Source organism: Actinospongiicola halichondriae (assembly GCF_049103745.1).
GTDB lineage: Bacteria > Actinomycetota > Acidimicrobiia > Acidimicrobiales > Salinilacustritrichaceae > Salinilacustrithrix > Salinilacustrithrix halichondriae.
The window spans coordinates 958,975-974,034 of the sequence record NZ_CP171622.1 but is presented as its reverse complement, the minus strand read 5'-3'; the positions used below and the strand labels follow the sequence as shown (position 1 = coordinate 974,034).

General features: G+C 69.8%; 19 protein-coding genes. 11 read left to right on the top strand and 8 right to left on the bottom strand.

Annotated features, from left to right (window positions below; all coding sequences use genetic code 11):
- Window positions 1–19: 19 nt before the first annotated feature.
- On the bottom strand, window positions 20–655 hold the full coding sequence (locus AB8619_RS04990) for an MSMEG_1061 family FMN-dependent PPOX-type flavoprotein (protein ID WP_436795359.1): 636 nt from the start codon (window positions 653–655) through the stop codon (window positions 20–22).
- A 68-nt stretch (window positions 656–723) separates the two neighbouring features.
- A complete protein-coding gene (locus AB8619_RS04985) occupies window positions 724–1,176 on the bottom strand; it encodes a heme-binding domain-containing protein (protein WP_436795358.1) in 453 nt (150 codons plus the stop codon).
- Window positions 1,177–1,250: 74 nt separating this feature from the next.
- Here AB8619_RS04985 and AB8619_RS04980 point away from each other — a divergent pair, with 74 nt between their 5' ends.
- Window positions 1,251–2,141 carry an SDR family oxidoreductase gene (locus AB8619_RS04980; protein WP_436795357.1) on the top strand — a complete coding sequence of 297 codons (891 nt, stop codon included), beginning with the start codon at window positions 1,251–1,253 and terminating at the stop codon, window positions 2,139–2,141.
- On the opposite strand, the gene AB8619_RS04975 is transcribed toward AB8619_RS04980, so the two are convergent.
- The 3 genes from AB8619_RS04975 to AB8619_RS04965 are packed head-to-tail and all read right to left on the bottom strand — an operon-like array spanning window position 2,134 to window position 5,275.
- Window positions 2,134–2,556, bottom strand: coding sequence for a DoxX family protein (locus AB8619_RS04975; RefSeq protein WP_436795356.1), 423 nt, complete (start codon window positions 2,554–2,556; stop codon window positions 2,134–2,136). The genes AB8619_RS04980 and AB8619_RS04975 overlap by 8 nt on opposite strands.
- A 27-nt stretch (window positions 2,557–2,583) precedes the next feature.
- The gene (locus AB8619_RS04970) at window positions 2,584–3,636 is read right to left on the bottom strand and encodes a cupin domain-containing protein (RefSeq protein ID WP_436795355.1); all 1,053 of its coding nucleotides are present in this window, start codon (window positions 3,634–3,636) and stop codon (window positions 2,584–2,586) included.
- Between the two features lie 10 nt (window positions 3,637–3,646).
- Entirely contained in the window at window positions 3,647–5,275 is a 1,629-nt protein-coding gene (locus AB8619_RS04965) for a DEAD/DEAH box helicase (RefSeq protein ID WP_436795354.1), read from the bottom strand.
- A gap of 98 nt (window positions 5,276–5,373) precedes the next feature.
- On the opposite strand from AB8619_RS04965, the gene AB8619_RS04960 reads away from it, so the two are divergent.
- The gene (locus AB8619_RS04960) at window positions 5,374–6,486 is read left to right on the top strand and encodes an acyl-CoA dehydrogenase family protein (protein ID WP_436795353.1); all 1,113 of its coding nucleotides are present in this window, start codon (window positions 5,374–5,376) and stop codon (window positions 6,484–6,486) included.
- A gap of 3 nt (window positions 6,487–6,489) precedes the next feature.
- On the opposite strand, the gene AB8619_RS04955 is transcribed toward AB8619_RS04960, so the two are convergent.
- The gene (locus AB8619_RS04955) at window positions 6,490–6,891 is read right to left on the bottom strand and encodes a nuclear transport factor 2 family protein (protein ID WP_436795352.1); all 402 of its coding nucleotides are present in this window, start codon (window positions 6,889–6,891) and stop codon (window positions 6,490–6,492) included.
- A gap of 54 nt (window positions 6,892–6,945) precedes the next feature.
- Between AB8619_RS04955 and AB8619_RS04950 the strand changes: the two genes are divergently transcribed.
- Genes AB8619_RS04950 through AB8619_RS04940 form a run of 3 tightly spaced genes read left to right on the top strand, consistent with a single transcriptional unit; the run spans window position 6,946 to window position 9,246 of the window.
- On the top strand, window positions 6,946–7,797 hold the full coding sequence (locus AB8619_RS04950) for an alpha/beta fold hydrolase (protein ID WP_436795351.1): 852 nt from the start codon (window positions 6,946–6,948) through the stop codon (window positions 7,795–7,797).
- Window positions 7,798–7,826: 29 nt separating this feature from the next.
- Complete coding sequence (locus AB8619_RS04945; RefSeq protein ID WP_436795350.1) at window positions 7,827–8,666, top strand: RecB family exonuclease; 840 nt, start codon at window positions 7,827–7,829, stop codon at window positions 8,664–8,666.
- The gene (locus AB8619_RS04940) at window positions 8,659–9,246 is read left to right on the top strand and encodes a phosphatase PAP2 family protein (protein ID WP_436795349.1); all 588 of its coding nucleotides are present in this window, start codon (window positions 8,659–8,661) and stop codon (window positions 9,244–9,246) included. Before AB8619_RS04945 ends, AB8619_RS04940 begins: the two co-directional genes overlap by 8 nt.
- A 24-nt stretch (window positions 9,247–9,270) precedes the next feature.
- Here the strand turns inward: AB8619_RS04940 and AB8619_RS04935 are convergent, their stop codons facing one another.
- The gene (locus AB8619_RS04935) at window positions 9,271–9,462 is read right to left on the bottom strand and encodes a hypothetical protein (RefSeq protein WP_436795348.1); all 192 of its coding nucleotides are present in this window, start codon (window positions 9,460–9,462) and stop codon (window positions 9,271–9,273) included.
- Window positions 9,463–9,530: 68 nt separating this feature from the next.
- On the opposite strand from AB8619_RS04935, the gene AB8619_RS04930 reads away from it, so the two are divergent.
- Both AB8619_RS04930 and AB8619_RS04925 read left to right on the top strand, forming a co-directional pair.
- A complete protein-coding gene (locus tag AB8619_RS04930; protein WP_436795347.1) occupies window positions 9,531–10,949 on the top strand; it encodes a protein kinase domain-containing protein in 1,419 nt (472 codons plus the stop codon).
- 17 nt (window positions 10,950–10,966) lie between these two features.
- On the top strand, window positions 10,967–11,593 hold the full coding sequence (locus AB8619_RS04925) for a hypothetical protein (protein ID WP_436795346.1): 627 nt from the start codon (window positions 10,967–10,969) through the stop codon (window positions 11,591–11,593).
- Here the strand turns inward: AB8619_RS04925 and AB8619_RS04920 are convergent, their stop codons facing one another.
- The gene (locus AB8619_RS04920; RefSeq protein ID WP_436795345.1) at window positions 11,594–11,854 is read right to left on the bottom strand and encodes a glutaredoxin domain-containing protein; all 261 of its coding nucleotides are present in this window, start codon (window positions 11,852–11,854) and stop codon (window positions 11,594–11,596) included.
- A 69-nt stretch (window positions 11,855–11,923) separates the two neighbouring features.
- Between AB8619_RS04920 and AB8619_RS04915 the strand changes: the two genes are divergently transcribed.
- The 4 genes from AB8619_RS04915 to AB8619_RS04900 are packed head-to-tail and all read left to right on the top strand — an operon-like array spanning window position 11,924 to window position 15,032.
- Entirely contained in the window at window positions 11,924–12,925 is a 1,002-nt protein-coding gene (locus AB8619_RS04915; protein WP_436795344.1) for an LLM class F420-dependent oxidoreductase, read from the top strand.
- Between the two features lie 9 nt (window positions 12,926–12,934).
- Window positions 12,935–13,726 carry an SDR family oxidoreductase gene (locus AB8619_RS04910; protein ID WP_436795343.1) on the top strand — a complete coding sequence of 264 codons (792 nt, stop codon included), beginning with the start codon at window positions 12,935–12,937 and terminating at the stop codon, window positions 13,724–13,726.
- Window positions 13,723–13,989 carry a hypothetical protein gene (locus tag AB8619_RS04905; RefSeq protein ID WP_436795342.1) on the top strand — a complete coding sequence of 89 codons (267 nt, stop codon included), beginning with the start codon at window positions 13,723–13,725 and terminating at the stop codon, window positions 13,987–13,989. Before AB8619_RS04910 ends, AB8619_RS04905 begins: the two co-directional genes overlap by 4 nt.
- Window positions 13,986–15,032 carry a methyltransferase domain-containing protein gene (locus tag AB8619_RS04900; protein ID WP_436795341.1) on the top strand — a complete coding sequence of 349 codons (1,047 nt, stop codon included), beginning with the start codon at window positions 13,986–13,988 and terminating at the stop codon, window positions 15,030–15,032. Before AB8619_RS04905 ends, AB8619_RS04900 begins: the two co-directional genes overlap by 4 nt.
- The last annotated feature ends 28 nt before the right edge of the window (window positions 15,033–15,060 follow it).

Genomic DNA, 15,060 nt, shown 5'->3' with positions numbered 1-15,060 from the left:
GGAATCGCAACCCGGTGATTCAGTAGAGATCGTCGCGGTAGTTCTGCTCGAGGTCGGCGGCGATGACCGGTACGAGGTCGCCATCACCCAACAGCCCGGCGAACTGCTCGGCGATGGGATTCCGATCGGCTTCGGACTCATCGGGCGTTGCCCACAGCTTGGATCGGATCATCGCCTTCCCGCAGTGGAAGAAGGCCTCCTCCACCGTGACGACGGTCGCCATCAGGGCAGGTCTGCCATCGACAGCCAGGTGATCGAGCAGTTCCGGATCCCGCGTCAGGCGGGCTGCTCCGTTGACCCGATACGTCTCGCGCTGTCCGGGGACCATGAAGATCAGTCCGATGCGGCCCGTGGCCAACACGTTTCGCGGGCCGAAGCCCAGCGAGTTCCCTTTCCGTTCCGGGATGGCGATCGTCGTGGCGTCGATCACGCGGACGAATCCGGCCGGGTCGCCCTTGGGTGATGCGTCGAGCCGCCCGTCGGCATCGCAGGTGGCCACGACGACGAACGGCGAGCGCTCGATGAACTCTCGGGCCGTGTCGTCGATCTCCGTGCGCAGCTTCATCTGCACCCGTGCATCGGGAGCACCGATGAGCTCCTCCAACTCCTCGTCGGAGGTGACGGCATGCGGATCGGAGGACGGGGTGGCATTCATCCCAGGAAGTCTTCCACCGCGGTCAAGACCCGAGTGGCACGTCCCGGATCGACGACGCAGCGCCGGGCTCAGTCGCGCTCGTCGATCTCCGCGAGCGCGTCGATGAGCAGTCGCTTCTCGACCTGGTTCAGCGAGGCGTCCGGATGCAGCCGGACGTACTCCGCCGGCGGCATCGATCCGGTGATGATCTCCTCCGCTGCGTCGTCGGCCTCGGAGTCGAAGTCGTCCCACTCCGAGAAGTTGAGCGCAGACCGCCCCTCGTCGACGTCGTGGCGGACCAGCCACGACATCGGGGCGACGTAGGAGTAGATCGGCCACTCGGTCTCGTTGCTGTGGCAGTCGTAGCACGAGGCTCGGGCGACACGCTCGGCCTCGGCCGACGGCCAACGAACGGGGTCGACGACGGGCGGGTTGGAGTGATCCCAGCCGTAGGGAACGAACTGCATGGCCAGCGCGACGAACAGGACGATCCCGATGACGAGCCGAAACCGCAGGTACAACGCTCGCGCGGTCGGTCCCATGACTTCATCATGACGCTCCCCCGAGGACCGCGCTGATTGAAGTGCTGCCGGCGCACCGATCTAGCCTCGCCGCCATGACTCTCTCCTTCGATGGCAAGGTCGCGATCATCACCGGTGCCGGTGGTGGCTTGGGCCGTTCGCATGCACTCGAGATCGCCCGCCGCGGCGGGTTCGTCGTGGTCAACGACCTCGGCGGCTCGATCGACGGCGTCGGCGGTGACGACTCCGCAGCGCAGAAGGTGGTCGACGAGATCACCGCCGCCGGCGGCGAGGCCGTCGCCAACCACGACTCGGTCGCGACGCCCGAGGGCGGCGCGAACATCGTCAAGACCGCCATCGACACCTGGGGCAAGGTCGACATCGTCATCAACAACGCCGGCATCCTGCGCGACACCAGCTTCGCGAAGATGACCCCCGAGCAGCTCGAGCCGGTCCTCGACGTGCACCTCAAGGGCGCGTTCTACGTCACCCAGCCCGCCTTCCTCCACATGAAGGAGCAGGGCTACGGCCGCATCGTCAACACCTCGTCGGGCGCCGGCATCTTCGGCAACTTCGGCCAGACCAACTACGGCGCCGCGAAGATGGGCCTCGTCGGCCTCGCCAACGTCCTCGCCGTCGAGGGCGCGAAGTACAACATCAAGGCCAACGTCATCGCCCCGGTCGCGGCCACGCGCATGACCGAGGACCTGCTCGGCCCGCTCCTCGACAAGCTCGGCCCGGAATACATCACCCCGATCGCCGTCTACCTGGCGAGCGAGGACTGCGAGGTCACCGGCGAGATCTACACCTGTGGCGGCGGTCGCGTCGCTCGTGTGTTCATCGGTGCCACCCAGGGCTTCACCGACCCCGAGCTCTCGGTCGAGTCGGTCGCAGCGAACCTCGCCCAGATCCGTGACGAAGAGGGCTACGAGGTCCCGGCCAACCTCAACGAAGAGATGGGCATGACGCTCAAGGCGCTCAGCTAGTCGCGTCCCGGGTCTGCGCCTGCGCCTCCGGGCGTGTGTGCCGCAGCGCCCACAGGAACAAGGGGATCTGCATCGGGAGCCGGATGAGGCTCCCGATGCCCCGCGCATCGGTGGGCGGGTGCTGGATGGCGTCGTGGATGTTCCCCGGCCACACACCGACGAACACTGCGAACGTCGCCCACGCCCCGAGGCGCTCGGTCCGGCGATCGACCAGCAACGCGCCCGCAGCGAGTTCGGCGACGCCGGACCCGTAGACCCATGCACGCGGTCCACCGGGGAGCGCGTCGGGGATCAGTTGCTCGTAGAACCTCGGGACCACGAAGTGGAGCGTGCCGGTCCCCAGCATCACTGCCGCCAGCGCGAACCGCGATCGCCGCCGCCGTTGGTCTTCGGGTTCCCGATCCTCTTCGTGCATCGGGGCAGCGTAGGGGCGCCCGTGGCGTCACAGATGCGCGGGAAGCGTGACGTCGAGGAGGTGGAGATCGGCGGTCGGGTCGGTCCACGCATGCTCGAGACCTGCCGGAACGGTCACGCAGTCACCGCTTGCGAGGCGGTGCTCCTCGCCGTCGACGACGACGGTGACGGCACCGTCGAGCACGAACCCGAAGGCGAACTCGCCGGCGTGGGTCGACGGAACCACCGGCCCTCCGGCGCCCGGGCGCACGAACCGGACACCGGCGAGACCATCGGTTGCGTCGCCGATGTCGGTCTCGACGGCATCGAATCCGCCGTGTCGCCACGGCTCGGTCTGCCCGTCCCGGTCCGACGACACGTGGCGGACGAAGCGCTGGCCGCCGAAGTCGCGACTGGCATCGACGACGTCGGTGGGCAGCGCGAGGTCGTGGTCGGCGACGGTCCGATGTTCGGCCGGACAGCCGATCTCGATCACCTCGAGGCCGTCGGACGACCGAAGGACACGATGGCGGATCTCCGGCGGCTGGAGGACGCAGTCCCCCGCCTCCATCACGAACGGATCGCCCTGATCCTCGTAGACCACCTCGACCCATCCACGTCGTACCACGATCAGTTGGAACCGGATCTCGTGGAAGTGCACCCAGTCGGGGACGGGACCGCCTTCGGCGATGCGGATGTGCGAGGCGATGAACCGGCCACCGAGGCGGTCGGAGATCAGGTCGCGGTACTCCATGCCGGCGCGGCCGACGCCCCAGTCGTCACCCGCCCTCGTGATGGTGAACGACGGAACCACGTCGGGCAGGACCATCGCATCGGAGCCCCAGACGATCCGTGTGCCGTTCGGGGCGATCTCCTCACCGGTCCGGTCGTCGACGACCAGACGCACCACGCCGGGGTCTCCGCTGGCGTCGGGGTCGAGCCGGATCCGGGTCCCGTGGCCCGAGAGCACCGCCACCCGTGGATCGTCGGCCGGGAACACCACCTCGACCCGGAAACCGAGCCGGTCGGTGAAGAACTGCAGCGTGGACGCCAGATCGATGCACGGGAGGACGACCTCGGCGACGCCGGGAGCAGCAGCCATGGCTCCGTGTCTACAGCGTCCGGACCCAGCGTTCGCCCTCGGTCAGTCGACGCGAGAGCTGTTCGGCCGTGGCCTCGGTGATCTTGCGCACGCCCGACATGCGGTTCAGCTCACCGTTGACCTCGCGGTGCGACTTGCCGGTGATCTGGACCAGATGGGCGACGAGCGAGGCGTTGTCCTTGCGCAGCTTCGACTTCTGCTCCGACAGGCTCGGCCCTCCTGCGGCGACGAGGACCCCGCCGGCACGACGGCGTGGCAGGGGCGGGAGATCGATGTCGAGCGACTCGTCACCCTCGTCCTCCTCCCAGACCAACTCGTGTTCCTCGCCCTCGTCGGGGGCGTCGGCCACGCCGGTGGCGACCGCCGACATGGCCTGGAACAACGACAGCTGCTCGTCGTCGCCCATGTCGGGGGCTTCGTCGAGTTCGCCGTCGGGGTCGTCGAAGCCGTCGTCGTCCTCGCGGGCCCGCTTGTAGAGCGAGTGGCGGCGCTGTTCGGCCACCCCCTCGGCCAGACGGCGGAGTCGGAGGTCGTCGGGGATGTAGAGCCACGCTCGCTGCGTCCGCAGGCCACGGGTCCAGCGGACCAGCCGCCCCACGGCCTGGCGGAAGAAGAGTTCGGTCGTCGTGTTGGTGGCGAACACGCCGACCCGCAGACGCGGGATGTCGACGCCTTCGGACACCATGCGCACGGCCACGATCCACGGATCGTTCGACGCGGCGAAGCGTGCGATGCGCGCCGATGCCATCGGGTCGTCAGATGTCGCCACCGTCACCCGGACCCGCCACCGCTGCTCGAGCAGTTCGGCGATCGCCCTGGCGTGCTCCACGTCCATGGCGATGACCAGACCCGCAGCCTCCGGATGGGTGCGGCGGACCTCGAGGAGTCGGCGGTGGGCGTCGCCCAGCACGGCCGCCAACCACTCACCGTCGGTCGACAGCGCGGTCCGCAGCCGTTGGTTGGCCCGAACCCGGTCGAGTTCGTCGTCGAAGTCGTGGGCGTGGAACGTCCCGTCGGGCGCGACCCACTCCATCTGCCCCTGGATGCGGGGGAAGTGCACGGGACGGACGACACCGCCGTCGGTGAGCGCGTCGCCGTAGCCGTACTCGAAGTCCGGCACCGCCTCCTCCCACTCGTAGCGAACGAACGGGATCGGCGTGGTGTCGGACCGGAACGGTGTCCCCGACAACGACAGACGCTGCGCGGCGTCGCCGAACGCCAGGCGGAGCCCGTCACCCCAGGCGCGCTCGTCGCCGGCGTGGTGGATCTCGTCGATGATCGCGAACCCGCCGACGGCGAGACGGGCGATGCTCTGGGGGTTCGATGCCACCTGCTGATAGGTCGTGACCAGGCCGTCCATGTCGGCCGGCAACGGATCCCCGGCCTTCCAGAACGGTTCGACATCGAGATCGAAGGCCGCCGCGGCCTGCGCCCACTGGCGTTTGAGGTGCTGGGTCGGAGCGACGATGACCAGTCGGGCGTCGGGGTTCTCGGCCAACCAGTGGCGGGCTGCGGTGAGCGCGAAGGTCGTCTTTCCGGCTCCCGGCGTGGCCACGGCGAGGAAGTCGGACCCCTCGGTGGTGCGGAAGCGTTCGAGCGCGTCCTTCTGCCACCGTCGGAGTCGGATCGTGCGCGCCATGGAGCGTCCGAGCATAGGAGCCACACCGGACACTTCCCGGCACCTGGTACTGGCAACAGACGTAGCCAATCTGTGCCACGCGGACTACCGTCGCCGCCATGATCACCGTGGAGGCCTTCCGGGCCGAGGCCGAGCAGTGGCTGGACGAGCAAGGCCCGACCGCTCCCCCGGACTGGGGAGCGATCATGCCCCCCGATCGCCGCGAGCAGGGCCTGGAGTGGCAACAGCGGATCCACGCCGCCGGGTTCGCGAGCGTCCACTGGCCCGAGGAGTACGGCGGCCGGGGCCTGACCATCGAACATCACCAGGCGTGGACGGCAGCGTGCGTCGACGCCGGGGTCCCGGCGATCCTGAACATGGTCGGGCTGGTGCTCACCGGGAGCGCCATCCAACTCTTCGGCACCGACGCCCAGAAAGCAGGGCACCTGCCGCCGACGGTGAAGGGCGAACGGGTGTGGTGCCAGCTCTTCTCGGAACCCGGCGCCGGTTCGGACCTCGCGAGCCTTCGGACCTCCGCCGTGCTCGACGGCGACGAGTGGGTCGTCAACGGCCAGAAGGTCTGGTGCTCGGGAGGACGCGCCTCGGACTGGGGCATCCTCCTCGCCCGCACCGAACCCGAGGCGAAGAAGCACGAGGGCATCTCGTTCTTCCTGCTCGACATGTCGACACCCGGCGTCGAGACCCGTCCGCTCAAGCAGATGACCGGCGACGCCGAGTTCGACGAGGTGTTCCTGACCGACGTCCGGATTCCCCGCGAGGCGCTGCTCGGCGACCGGGGCGCCGGCTGGGCCATCGCCATGTCTGCGCTGACCAACGAACGGGGCTTCATCGGCGGCATGGGCCGTGCCATCACCAAGCGCCTCGACTCGATCCGAGCGCTCGCCACCGCCGATGGGCGGACGCTCGACCCCGTCGCCCGCGACCGCCTCGTCCAGCTCTACGTCCACGGGCGCGCCTACCTGGCGATGACCCAGATGCAGGGCCCAACGGCTTCGGTGAACTCGTCGCTCGGCAAGCTGGCGATGACGAGCTACCTCTTCGACCTGGCCGAACTGCGCACCGACACCGCCGGTGCCCACGGCATGCTCGCCGGCTCGGACTCGGCGGCGCTGCTCCAGGCGCCCGGAGGGTGGTTCGGCGGTGGCACCGCACAGGTCCAGCGCAACATCATCGGCGAACGCATCCTCGGCCTCCCGCGGGAGCCGCGCTGACCCTCAGGTGTCGCGCTCGGGCACCCGCTGGATCACCGGTGACCCATGGTGGTGGACGAGCCGCCACTGACCGTCGGCTCGAGCGAACACGTTGGTGGCCGCCACCGCCTGGGCGTTACCGCCGTCGATGAGGTTCTCGTTGCAGGTCACCCAGGCCAGGTCACCGACGACCGTCACGTGCTCGTCGGTGACGATGAACTGGAGTCGCTGCGGACCGTCGAAGAGGGCGAACCACGACGCGGACACCGACCCCCAGCCGCGCAGGATCGCCCACCCCGGATGGACGCACGCCACCCGATCGCTGTGTTCCCACACGTCCGACATGGCGTCGAGGTCGCGTCGTTCGAAGGCGTCGTAGAACGCGGCGTTGGCATCGTGCACGTCGACCGCGTCGGTGTCGCTCATCGCGGCCGACCGTAACGGTTGGGGAGCCTCGACCGGCGCTGCCAGGATGAGCCGATGCTCACCGTGCCATCGACCGACGGCGTCCGACTCGCCGTGCACGACCTCAGCGACGACCCCACCGGCCGCCCGTTGCTCCTGTGCCACGCCACCGGTTTCCACGGCCGGGTCTGGCGCGCGCTGGCGGCCGAACTCCCCGACCGTCGATGCCTGGCGCTCGACTTCCGCGGCTACGGCGACTCGACCGAGCAGGAGGGCGAGCTCCGTTGGGAGGGCTTCGCCGACGACGTCCTCGCGGTCATCGACCACCTCGGACTCGTCGACGTCCAGGCCGTCGGTCACTCGAAGGGTGGTGCCGCGCTGCTCCTGGCCGAGATCGCCCGACCCGGGACCTTCGATCGACTGGTCTGCTTCGAGCCCATCGTCTTCCCGCCGGCGCCGGAAGGGGCGATGCCCGCAGGCGAGAACCCGCTGGCGACCATGACCCGTCGGCGGCGTGAGCACTTCGACTCATTCGAGGAAGCGATCGAACGGTTCGGATCGAAGCCACCGCTCGGCTCGCTGCGGTCCGACGTCCTCGACGACTACGTCCGCCACGGCTTCCGTCCGAACGACGACGGGGGCATCACGCTCAAGGCCCGCCGCGAGCACGAAGCACGCACCTACGACACCGGGTCGCAGCACGGGGCGTTCGCCCATCTGTCGGAGGTCGCGTGTCCGGTGGAGATCGTCCACGGTGGCGACGGTGGATTCCCGGCGGTCGCTGCGCCCCAGATCGCCGACGCCCTCCCCGATGCCACGCTGGTCGACCTGTCGTCGCTCGGCCACTTCGGCCCCCTCGAGGACCCCGTCGCCTTCGCCGCAGTCGTGCGCGACTTCCTCGGCGACGACGCCGGCGGTGCGTCCTGACTGTCACTGCCCCGGCGTACGCTCGACCCATGCCGTTGCCGGTCCCGTCCGCATTGTCGCCGTCGAAGCTCTCGAGCTTCACGACGTGCGCGCTGCAATTCCGCTTCGCCAACATCGACCGCATCCCCGAGCCCCCCACGCAGGCGACGTCCCGCGGCACCCTCGTCCACGCCGCCCTCGAGCACCTCTTCACCCTTCCTCCCGAGGAGCGGGTCCCGGCGATCGCCGACCATTGCGTCGACGTCGCGTTCGCGGCCTACCGCGACGACCCCGAATGGACCGACCTCGGCCTCGACGACGAGACCGAGGCGGCGATGGTCGCCGAGGCTCGCCGGCTGGTCGCCAACGAGTTCCTGCTCGAGGATCCGGCGACGGTCACGACGATGGGCATCGAGTTGAAGCTCGAGGTCGACATCGGCGGGCTGAAGCTCCGCGGCATCATCGACCGGCTCGACCTCGTCGACGGCGAACTGGTCGTCACCGACTACAAGACCGGTCGATCTCCCAGCGACATCAGCGCCCGGTCACGGATGCAGGGCGTGCACGTCTACTCGCTCATGTGTGAGCGCTTCTTCGGGCGCCGACCCGTGCGGGTGCAACTCCTCCACCTCGCCGAGCCCGTGGCCGTCATCGCCGAGCCCACCGAGCAGTCCACCCGTGCCCTCGAACGGCGCCTCCAGGCGGTGTGGTCCGCCGTCGAGTCCGCCTGCGAACACGAGGATTTCCGCCCCCGCCCCTCGGCGTTGTGCGACTGGTGCTCGTTCCAGCAGTGGTGCCCCTCGTTCGGTGGCGACCCGGCCAGGGCCGCCGTCGACGTCGAGATCGGCCAACGAGCCGACGCCGGTCAGGAGCCCCTCCTCCATGTCTGAACCCTCACCGACCCCGGTCGAACCCGCAGTCGAGGAAGCCGAACGCCAGCATCCGGCCCAGGCGGCGATCGTCCACTTCGACGCGGCCGTCGATCGCGCCCTCGACCACCTGCGAGGCAACCCGACCGCCGACCGGATCTTCTACACCGCGTCCGAACTGGGCGACTTCAGCCTCATCTGGCACCTGGTGGCGACCACGAAGGGCCTGCGTCGGGGCGACGACCTCGAGGGCACGCTCCGCCTCGTCGGTGCGCTGGGGCTCGAGTCCCTGTTGGTCAACGCCGGCATCAAGTCGATCTTCCGCCGCTCCCGGCCGGTGACCGACGTGCCCCGGCCGCACCGGTTGCGCAAGCCCCGGTCGTCGAGCTTCCCCTCGGGGCATGCGTCGGCGGCGACCGTCTTCGTCGTCATGGCGTCCGAGGACGACAAGCTCGCCCCGTTGTACGTGGCCGCGGCGGCAACTGTCGCCGTGTCACGGATCTACGTGCGCATCCATCACGCCTCCGATGTCGTCGGTGGCGTGGTCGTCGGGGCCGCCCTCGGCGCGGCGATGCGTCGATGGCTCCCCGGGCGACGCTGACCGGCCCTCACGGACCGCTGACGTTCAGGTCGGGACGGGGTCCGGCGCCTCGGCCTGCACGGGCACCAGGAGCATCCGCACGTCGAGCAACAGGTCAGCCACCTCGTTGGTGGAGATGAGTTCACGCTTGAGCAGCGTGACGAGTTCGGTGTCGATGCGAGCGACCACGGAGTCGATCGCGAAGTCCAGTTGGTCCAGATCACGCGTGTCGGTCATCACACGCGAGGGTACTCCTGCGCTGCCGACGAGCGGATGCAACCCACGCCACCTCTAGCCTTGCCACCGTGGACTACGAGATCGTCCGGCGCCTGGCCCGGGGTGGCATGGGCGTGGTCGATCTGGCCCGGGGCCCCGACGGACGTCTCGTCGCGCTCAAGCGCCTCGGACTCCACGGGACCGCAGCCGAGATGCAGGACGCTCGGGCACGGTTCCAGCGTGAGCTCGCCGTGCTCGCCTCGCTGCGCCACGACGCCATCGTCCCGCTGCTCGACGTGGTCGACGACGACGGCGACATCGTCCTCGTCATGCCCTACCTCGACGGCGGCAACCTGGGAGAGGTGCTCCGCACCGAAGGGCCGCTGTCGACCGAACGGGTGCGGGCGATCGCGTCCCGACTCCTGCCTGCGCTCGCGGTGGCACACCGCGCCGGCGTCATCCACCGCGACATCAAGCCGGCCAACGTCCTCTTCGACAGCGACGGCCGTGCCCACCTCGCCGACTTCGGCGTCGCCTCGACCCGCGACGACACCAACGGCCTGACCCGAACGGGGATGGTCGTGGGGACTCCGGGGTTCCTCTCCCCCGAACAGGCCCGGGGCGAGACCGTCACCGCTGCCGCCGACATCGCCGCCCTCGGGGCGACCCTGCACTTCGCGGCGACGGGACGGAGTCCCTACGAAGGGGGTGACGCACCCGCCGTGCTGCTGCGCACCTCACGGGCCAAGGCGTCGGTCGACCGGGACCTCGACCGCGACCTGCGTCGCATGCTCGTGACCATGCTCGACGGCCGTCCCGAACGACGTCCCTCGGCAGCGGCGCTGGCCGGCGGCGCATCCGACACCGACCCGATCCCGATGGTCGGGCGACGGCAACGGCCGTGGCTGGTGGTCGGGTCGATCGCCGCTGCCCTGGCGCTCGTCCTCGGCGTGCGAGCGCTCACCGACGACACCGGAACGATCGCCGCGCCGGTCACCACGACCACGGCGTCGACGACCACCGAAGCGCCGTGCGTGCCGCTGCCGTATCGACCGTGCGGCGGACGCAACGCCCCCAACACCGACGGACGTGCCTGTCTCGGAGACCACGAGGACTACGACGAAGTCGCTGCGAACGGGTGCGAAGCCGCACCCGACGATGTCGACGGATCGCTTCTCCGCGACCGCCTGGAGGCCACCATCGTGCCCAGGGACGACACCGACCGCTATCCGCTGCGTGTCGAGGACGAGGGCGACCTGCTCTGCAACAACACGCTCCGTCTGCGTCTCACCGCACCGGCGGGGACCACGTTGCGACTGGTCCTGGTCGACAGCCGTGACCGGGTGTTGGGTGAGGCGGTCTCGGCCGACGGCGTGACCGGTGAGATCGCGGTGTCCGACCCCCGCTGCTTCCAGAGCGACAGTGGCGACTACGCGGCCGTCGTCACGCCGACCGGGACCGACCGCAGCGCCGAGAACTACGTGCTGGAGCGGTCGGGCAGCTTCTGATCCGGCAGGATGTCCCGGTGCTCCGCCGCCTGCTCATCGCCACCCTGGTCCTCGTGGCGGCCTGCGCGTTCGACGAGGCCGAGATCTTCGAGGCCGGTGCTCCGCAGATCGACGCCGAGGTCGGCCAGTTGCGGGTCCTGACCTACGACGACGATCCAGCCAGGGACGACTGGGTCGACGTCGTCGCTCCCGACCCGGCGGTGTTCGAGGAGGGCGCTGCATTCCGCGAGGCCGACTCACGCACCGCCGCCGACGACCAACCGGCCGAGGAACGGCGGCTGTTCACCGGTCTCGCCGACGGGCGCACCCTGCTCGTCCAGCTCGACACCGTCGACGGACAGATCCAGGTGTGGGATCTCGTCGTCGGCGATGCAGACCAACCGTTCAGCGATGGCACCGCAGTCGCCCGCGCTGGAGAAGACTTCGTGACCGACCGTGGAAGCCACGTGGTCGTCGTGCGTTCCGGCGACGACGGCGAGGCCGACACCATCGAGGCGAGCGGCCTCGAACTGGTGGCATCGCACACGCCGGACGACGGCGCCGATCTCCACGTCGACGTCTACCGCGCCGACGTCGCCGGCGAGTTCACGATCTCCTACGAGATCGGCCCCGACGTCGTGACCTACTCGGTCACCGTCCGCTGATCAGCTGGCGCGCTGGCCCATCGCCTCGATCACGTCAGCAGCTCGTGGATTGACCATCGAGATCTCGCCGACGACGACGGTGGGCACCGTCTCGTTGCCGTTCGCGATCGAACGAACGGTGGCCGCGGCCTCCGGGTCGTCCCAGATGTTGCGCTTGTCCATCGGGATCCCCAACTTGGACAACTTGCGGTCGAGCATCATGCAGAAGCCGCAACCCGGTCGCCAGTAGAAGGTGATCGCCTCGGTGGTGGTGTCGGTCACGCCACCTACAACCGCACGGGGTCCTCGCGCATTCCGTACTCCCGCGGTCGGCTGGGTACCGTCCGCCACATGGGAATGGACCAGGCCGGATTCACCTTCGCCAGCATCATGGCCCTGGGGCCACAGCTGGCGGTCGAGACCGCCAAGGAGGCCGAGGACCTCGGCTATCGCTCGTTCTGGACGGCCGAGACGACCGGACCCGAGGCGTTCTCGCTCCTCGCCGCCGCCGGCGGCGCCGCGCCCTCGATGGACCTGGGCACCGGCGTGCTCGCCCTCCAGCTCCGGACCCCGATGGTCGTGGCCATGGCGGCGGCCACGCTGCAGGCACTCCAGCCCGAGCGTGACGTGTACGTCGGCATCGGCATCTCGTCGCCGGTCGTGACCGAGCGTTGGCACGGCGTCGACTACGGCGACCGGCCGCTGGCCCGGTGCCGCGAGTACATGACCCTGCTCAAGGAGATCTGGGCCGGCGACGCCGTGACGTTCGACGGCGACTTCTACTCGTTGAAGCGCAGCCGACTCGGTGTGCGTCTCGGCGACAAGAAGCCCAAGGTCGTACTCGGTGCGCTCAACCCCAAGATGCTGGCGCTCGGGGGCGAGGTCGCCGACGGCGTGCTCCTCAACTACCTGCCGGCGTCGCACGTGCCCTGGTCGGTCGAGCAGATCCGCTCCGGAGCAGCAGAGCGTTCCGACGGCATCGACCCGACGGTCTTCGCCTACGTCCACGCCGGCGTCACCGAACGGGAACACGGCGAGGAGAACGCCCGCAAGGACCTGTTCTCGTACGCCGTGGTCGACGCCTACGCCCGCAACTTCGAACGGGCCGGGTTCGGGGACGACGTCGCCGAGGTACGCGAGCGCCACGCCGCCCGCGACCGTGAGGGCGCAGTGGCAGCCGTCAGCGACGAGTTCGTCGACGCCATCGACTTCATGGGCGACGCCGACGAGGTCCGGGACTTCGCCCGGTCCTACGTCGACGCCGGCGTCGACGTCCCCGTGCTGATGCCCCTCCCCTGGGGCCCGGATCGCCGGGCCGTGATCACCGACACGATGCGCGCGTTCGTTTCGTAGGGTCGGACCATGGAACTCGACGACAAGCTCGCAGTGGTGACCGGCGGCGGCGGGGGCATCGGCAGCGCCATGGCCCGACGCTTCGCCGCCGAGGGAGCGCGGCTGGTCGTGGTGGCCGACGTCGACGGAGATTCCGCTCGTGCGGTCGCCGAGGGGATCGGGAGCCAGGCCATCGCCGTGGCCGCCGATCTCTCGACCGAGGCCGGCAACGTCGAGGTCATCCGCACGGCGGAGGAACACGGGCCCATCGACCTTCTGTGCCTGAACGCAGGCATCGCCGTCGGCGGGGGCGTGGAAGCCCCCGACGAGGACTGGTACCGGATCTGGGACATCAACGTCATGGCCCACGTCTGGGCCGTCCGTGCGGCGCTCCCCGCGATGCTCGCCCGTGGTGAGGGCTACCTGTTGCACACCGCCTCGGCCGCAGGGCTGCTCACCAACATCGGGGCCGGCCCCTACTCGGTGACCAAGCATGCCGCTGTGGCGCTCGCCGAGTGGCTCGCCATCACCCACGGCGACCAGGGCATCAAGGTCTCGTGTCTCTGCCCCCAGGGCGTTCGCACGAAGATGCTCTTCCCCGACGGTGACGACGGATCCGACGTCGGGGCCGACACCGTCCGCTCGCAGGGCGTGATCGAACCGGACGACGTTGCGGCTGCCGTCGTCGAGGCGCTCGCCGACGAGCGCTTCCTCGTCCTCCCCCACCCCGAGGTCCAGGACTACTGGGCGCACAAGGTGAACGACTACGACCGCTGGCTCGGCGGCATGCGCAAGCTCCAGGCCCGTACCCAGGGCGGATGAACTGGCTCGTCGCCCTCGGACTCCGCGCCGGAGCCGAGATCCGTTTCCGGCGCCAGGACGGCGAGCGGTGGATGCCGGGCAAGGTCATGGGGCGTGAGAGCGACGGCTCGATCGATCTGCGCGACGCCCGTGGACGATCGCGTGCCATCCCGGTCGAGCTGATCGAGGTGGCCGAGCGAGGGCCGCGAGGCGGGAAGGTCTGGACCCCGCTCACCGAGATCGTCGCCCGCACCGAACAGCTCGACCTCTTCGGCGACACGTGACCGTCGACCCCGAGACGCTGGCGGTCTACGAACGCGAGGCCGCCGTCTACGAGGCCAACCGTCCGCCCCGCTTCGCCGACGAGGCGACATCGCTCGCAGCGTCGGTCGACGGCGCCGTGCTCGATGCCGGCTGCGGGACCGGCGCCTACCTGCCGTCGCTCGGCGAGCGGGTCGTCGGGCTCGACGCGTCGACGGCCATGCTCGACCTCGCCCGATCTCCGGGGCGACCGCTCGTCTGCGCCGACCTGGGCCGCCTGCCGTTCGCCCGCGGCTCGATCGCCGCCGTCTGGGCGCGCAACAGCTACCTGCACGTCCCCCATGCCGACCTCCCGCTCGCCCTGGCCGAGCTCCATCGGGCGTTGCCGGTCGGGGCGCCGGTCGTGGCCTCGTTCATCGCCGGCCCCGACGACCGCTACGTCGCCGACGACGACCTCCCTGGCCGCAACTTCTGGCGATGGTCCGACGAACACCTCGTCGACGTGTTCGTCGGCGCCGGCTTCGACGACGTCGAACTCTCCGGTCACCGCCCGCGATTCGTGCGTGCCACTCGGGCGCGGAGCCTCCCCGACACCGTCCGGCCGAGCATGCGTCTGCTCGTCTGCGGACTGAACCCGTCACTCCACGCGGCCGACGCCGGGGTCGGATTCGTGACACCCGGGAATCGCTTCTGGCCGGCGGCACTCGCAGTCGGTCTGGCGACGGTCGACCGCGATCCGTTCCACGCCGCCCGTCATCACGGCATGGGCATGACCGACCTGGCGAAACGAGCCACGACGCGGGCCGACGAGCTCGGGCCACGCGAGTATCGCGACGGCCTCGCCCGGGTCGATCGGCTGTGCGAACGCCTCCAGCCGGGGGCCGTGTGCATGGTCGGGCTCGCCGGGTGGCGCACGGCCGTCGACCGCAAGGCCACGGCGGGCTGGCAGCACCGGACCCTGGGCGGCAGGCCCGTCTACGTCATGCCCTCGACGTCGGGACTCAACGCCCACAGCACCCAGGCCGACCTCACCGACCACCTCCACACCGCATTCTCGACGTCATAGCCGTCGGCCCCCGACGCTCACGACGTCG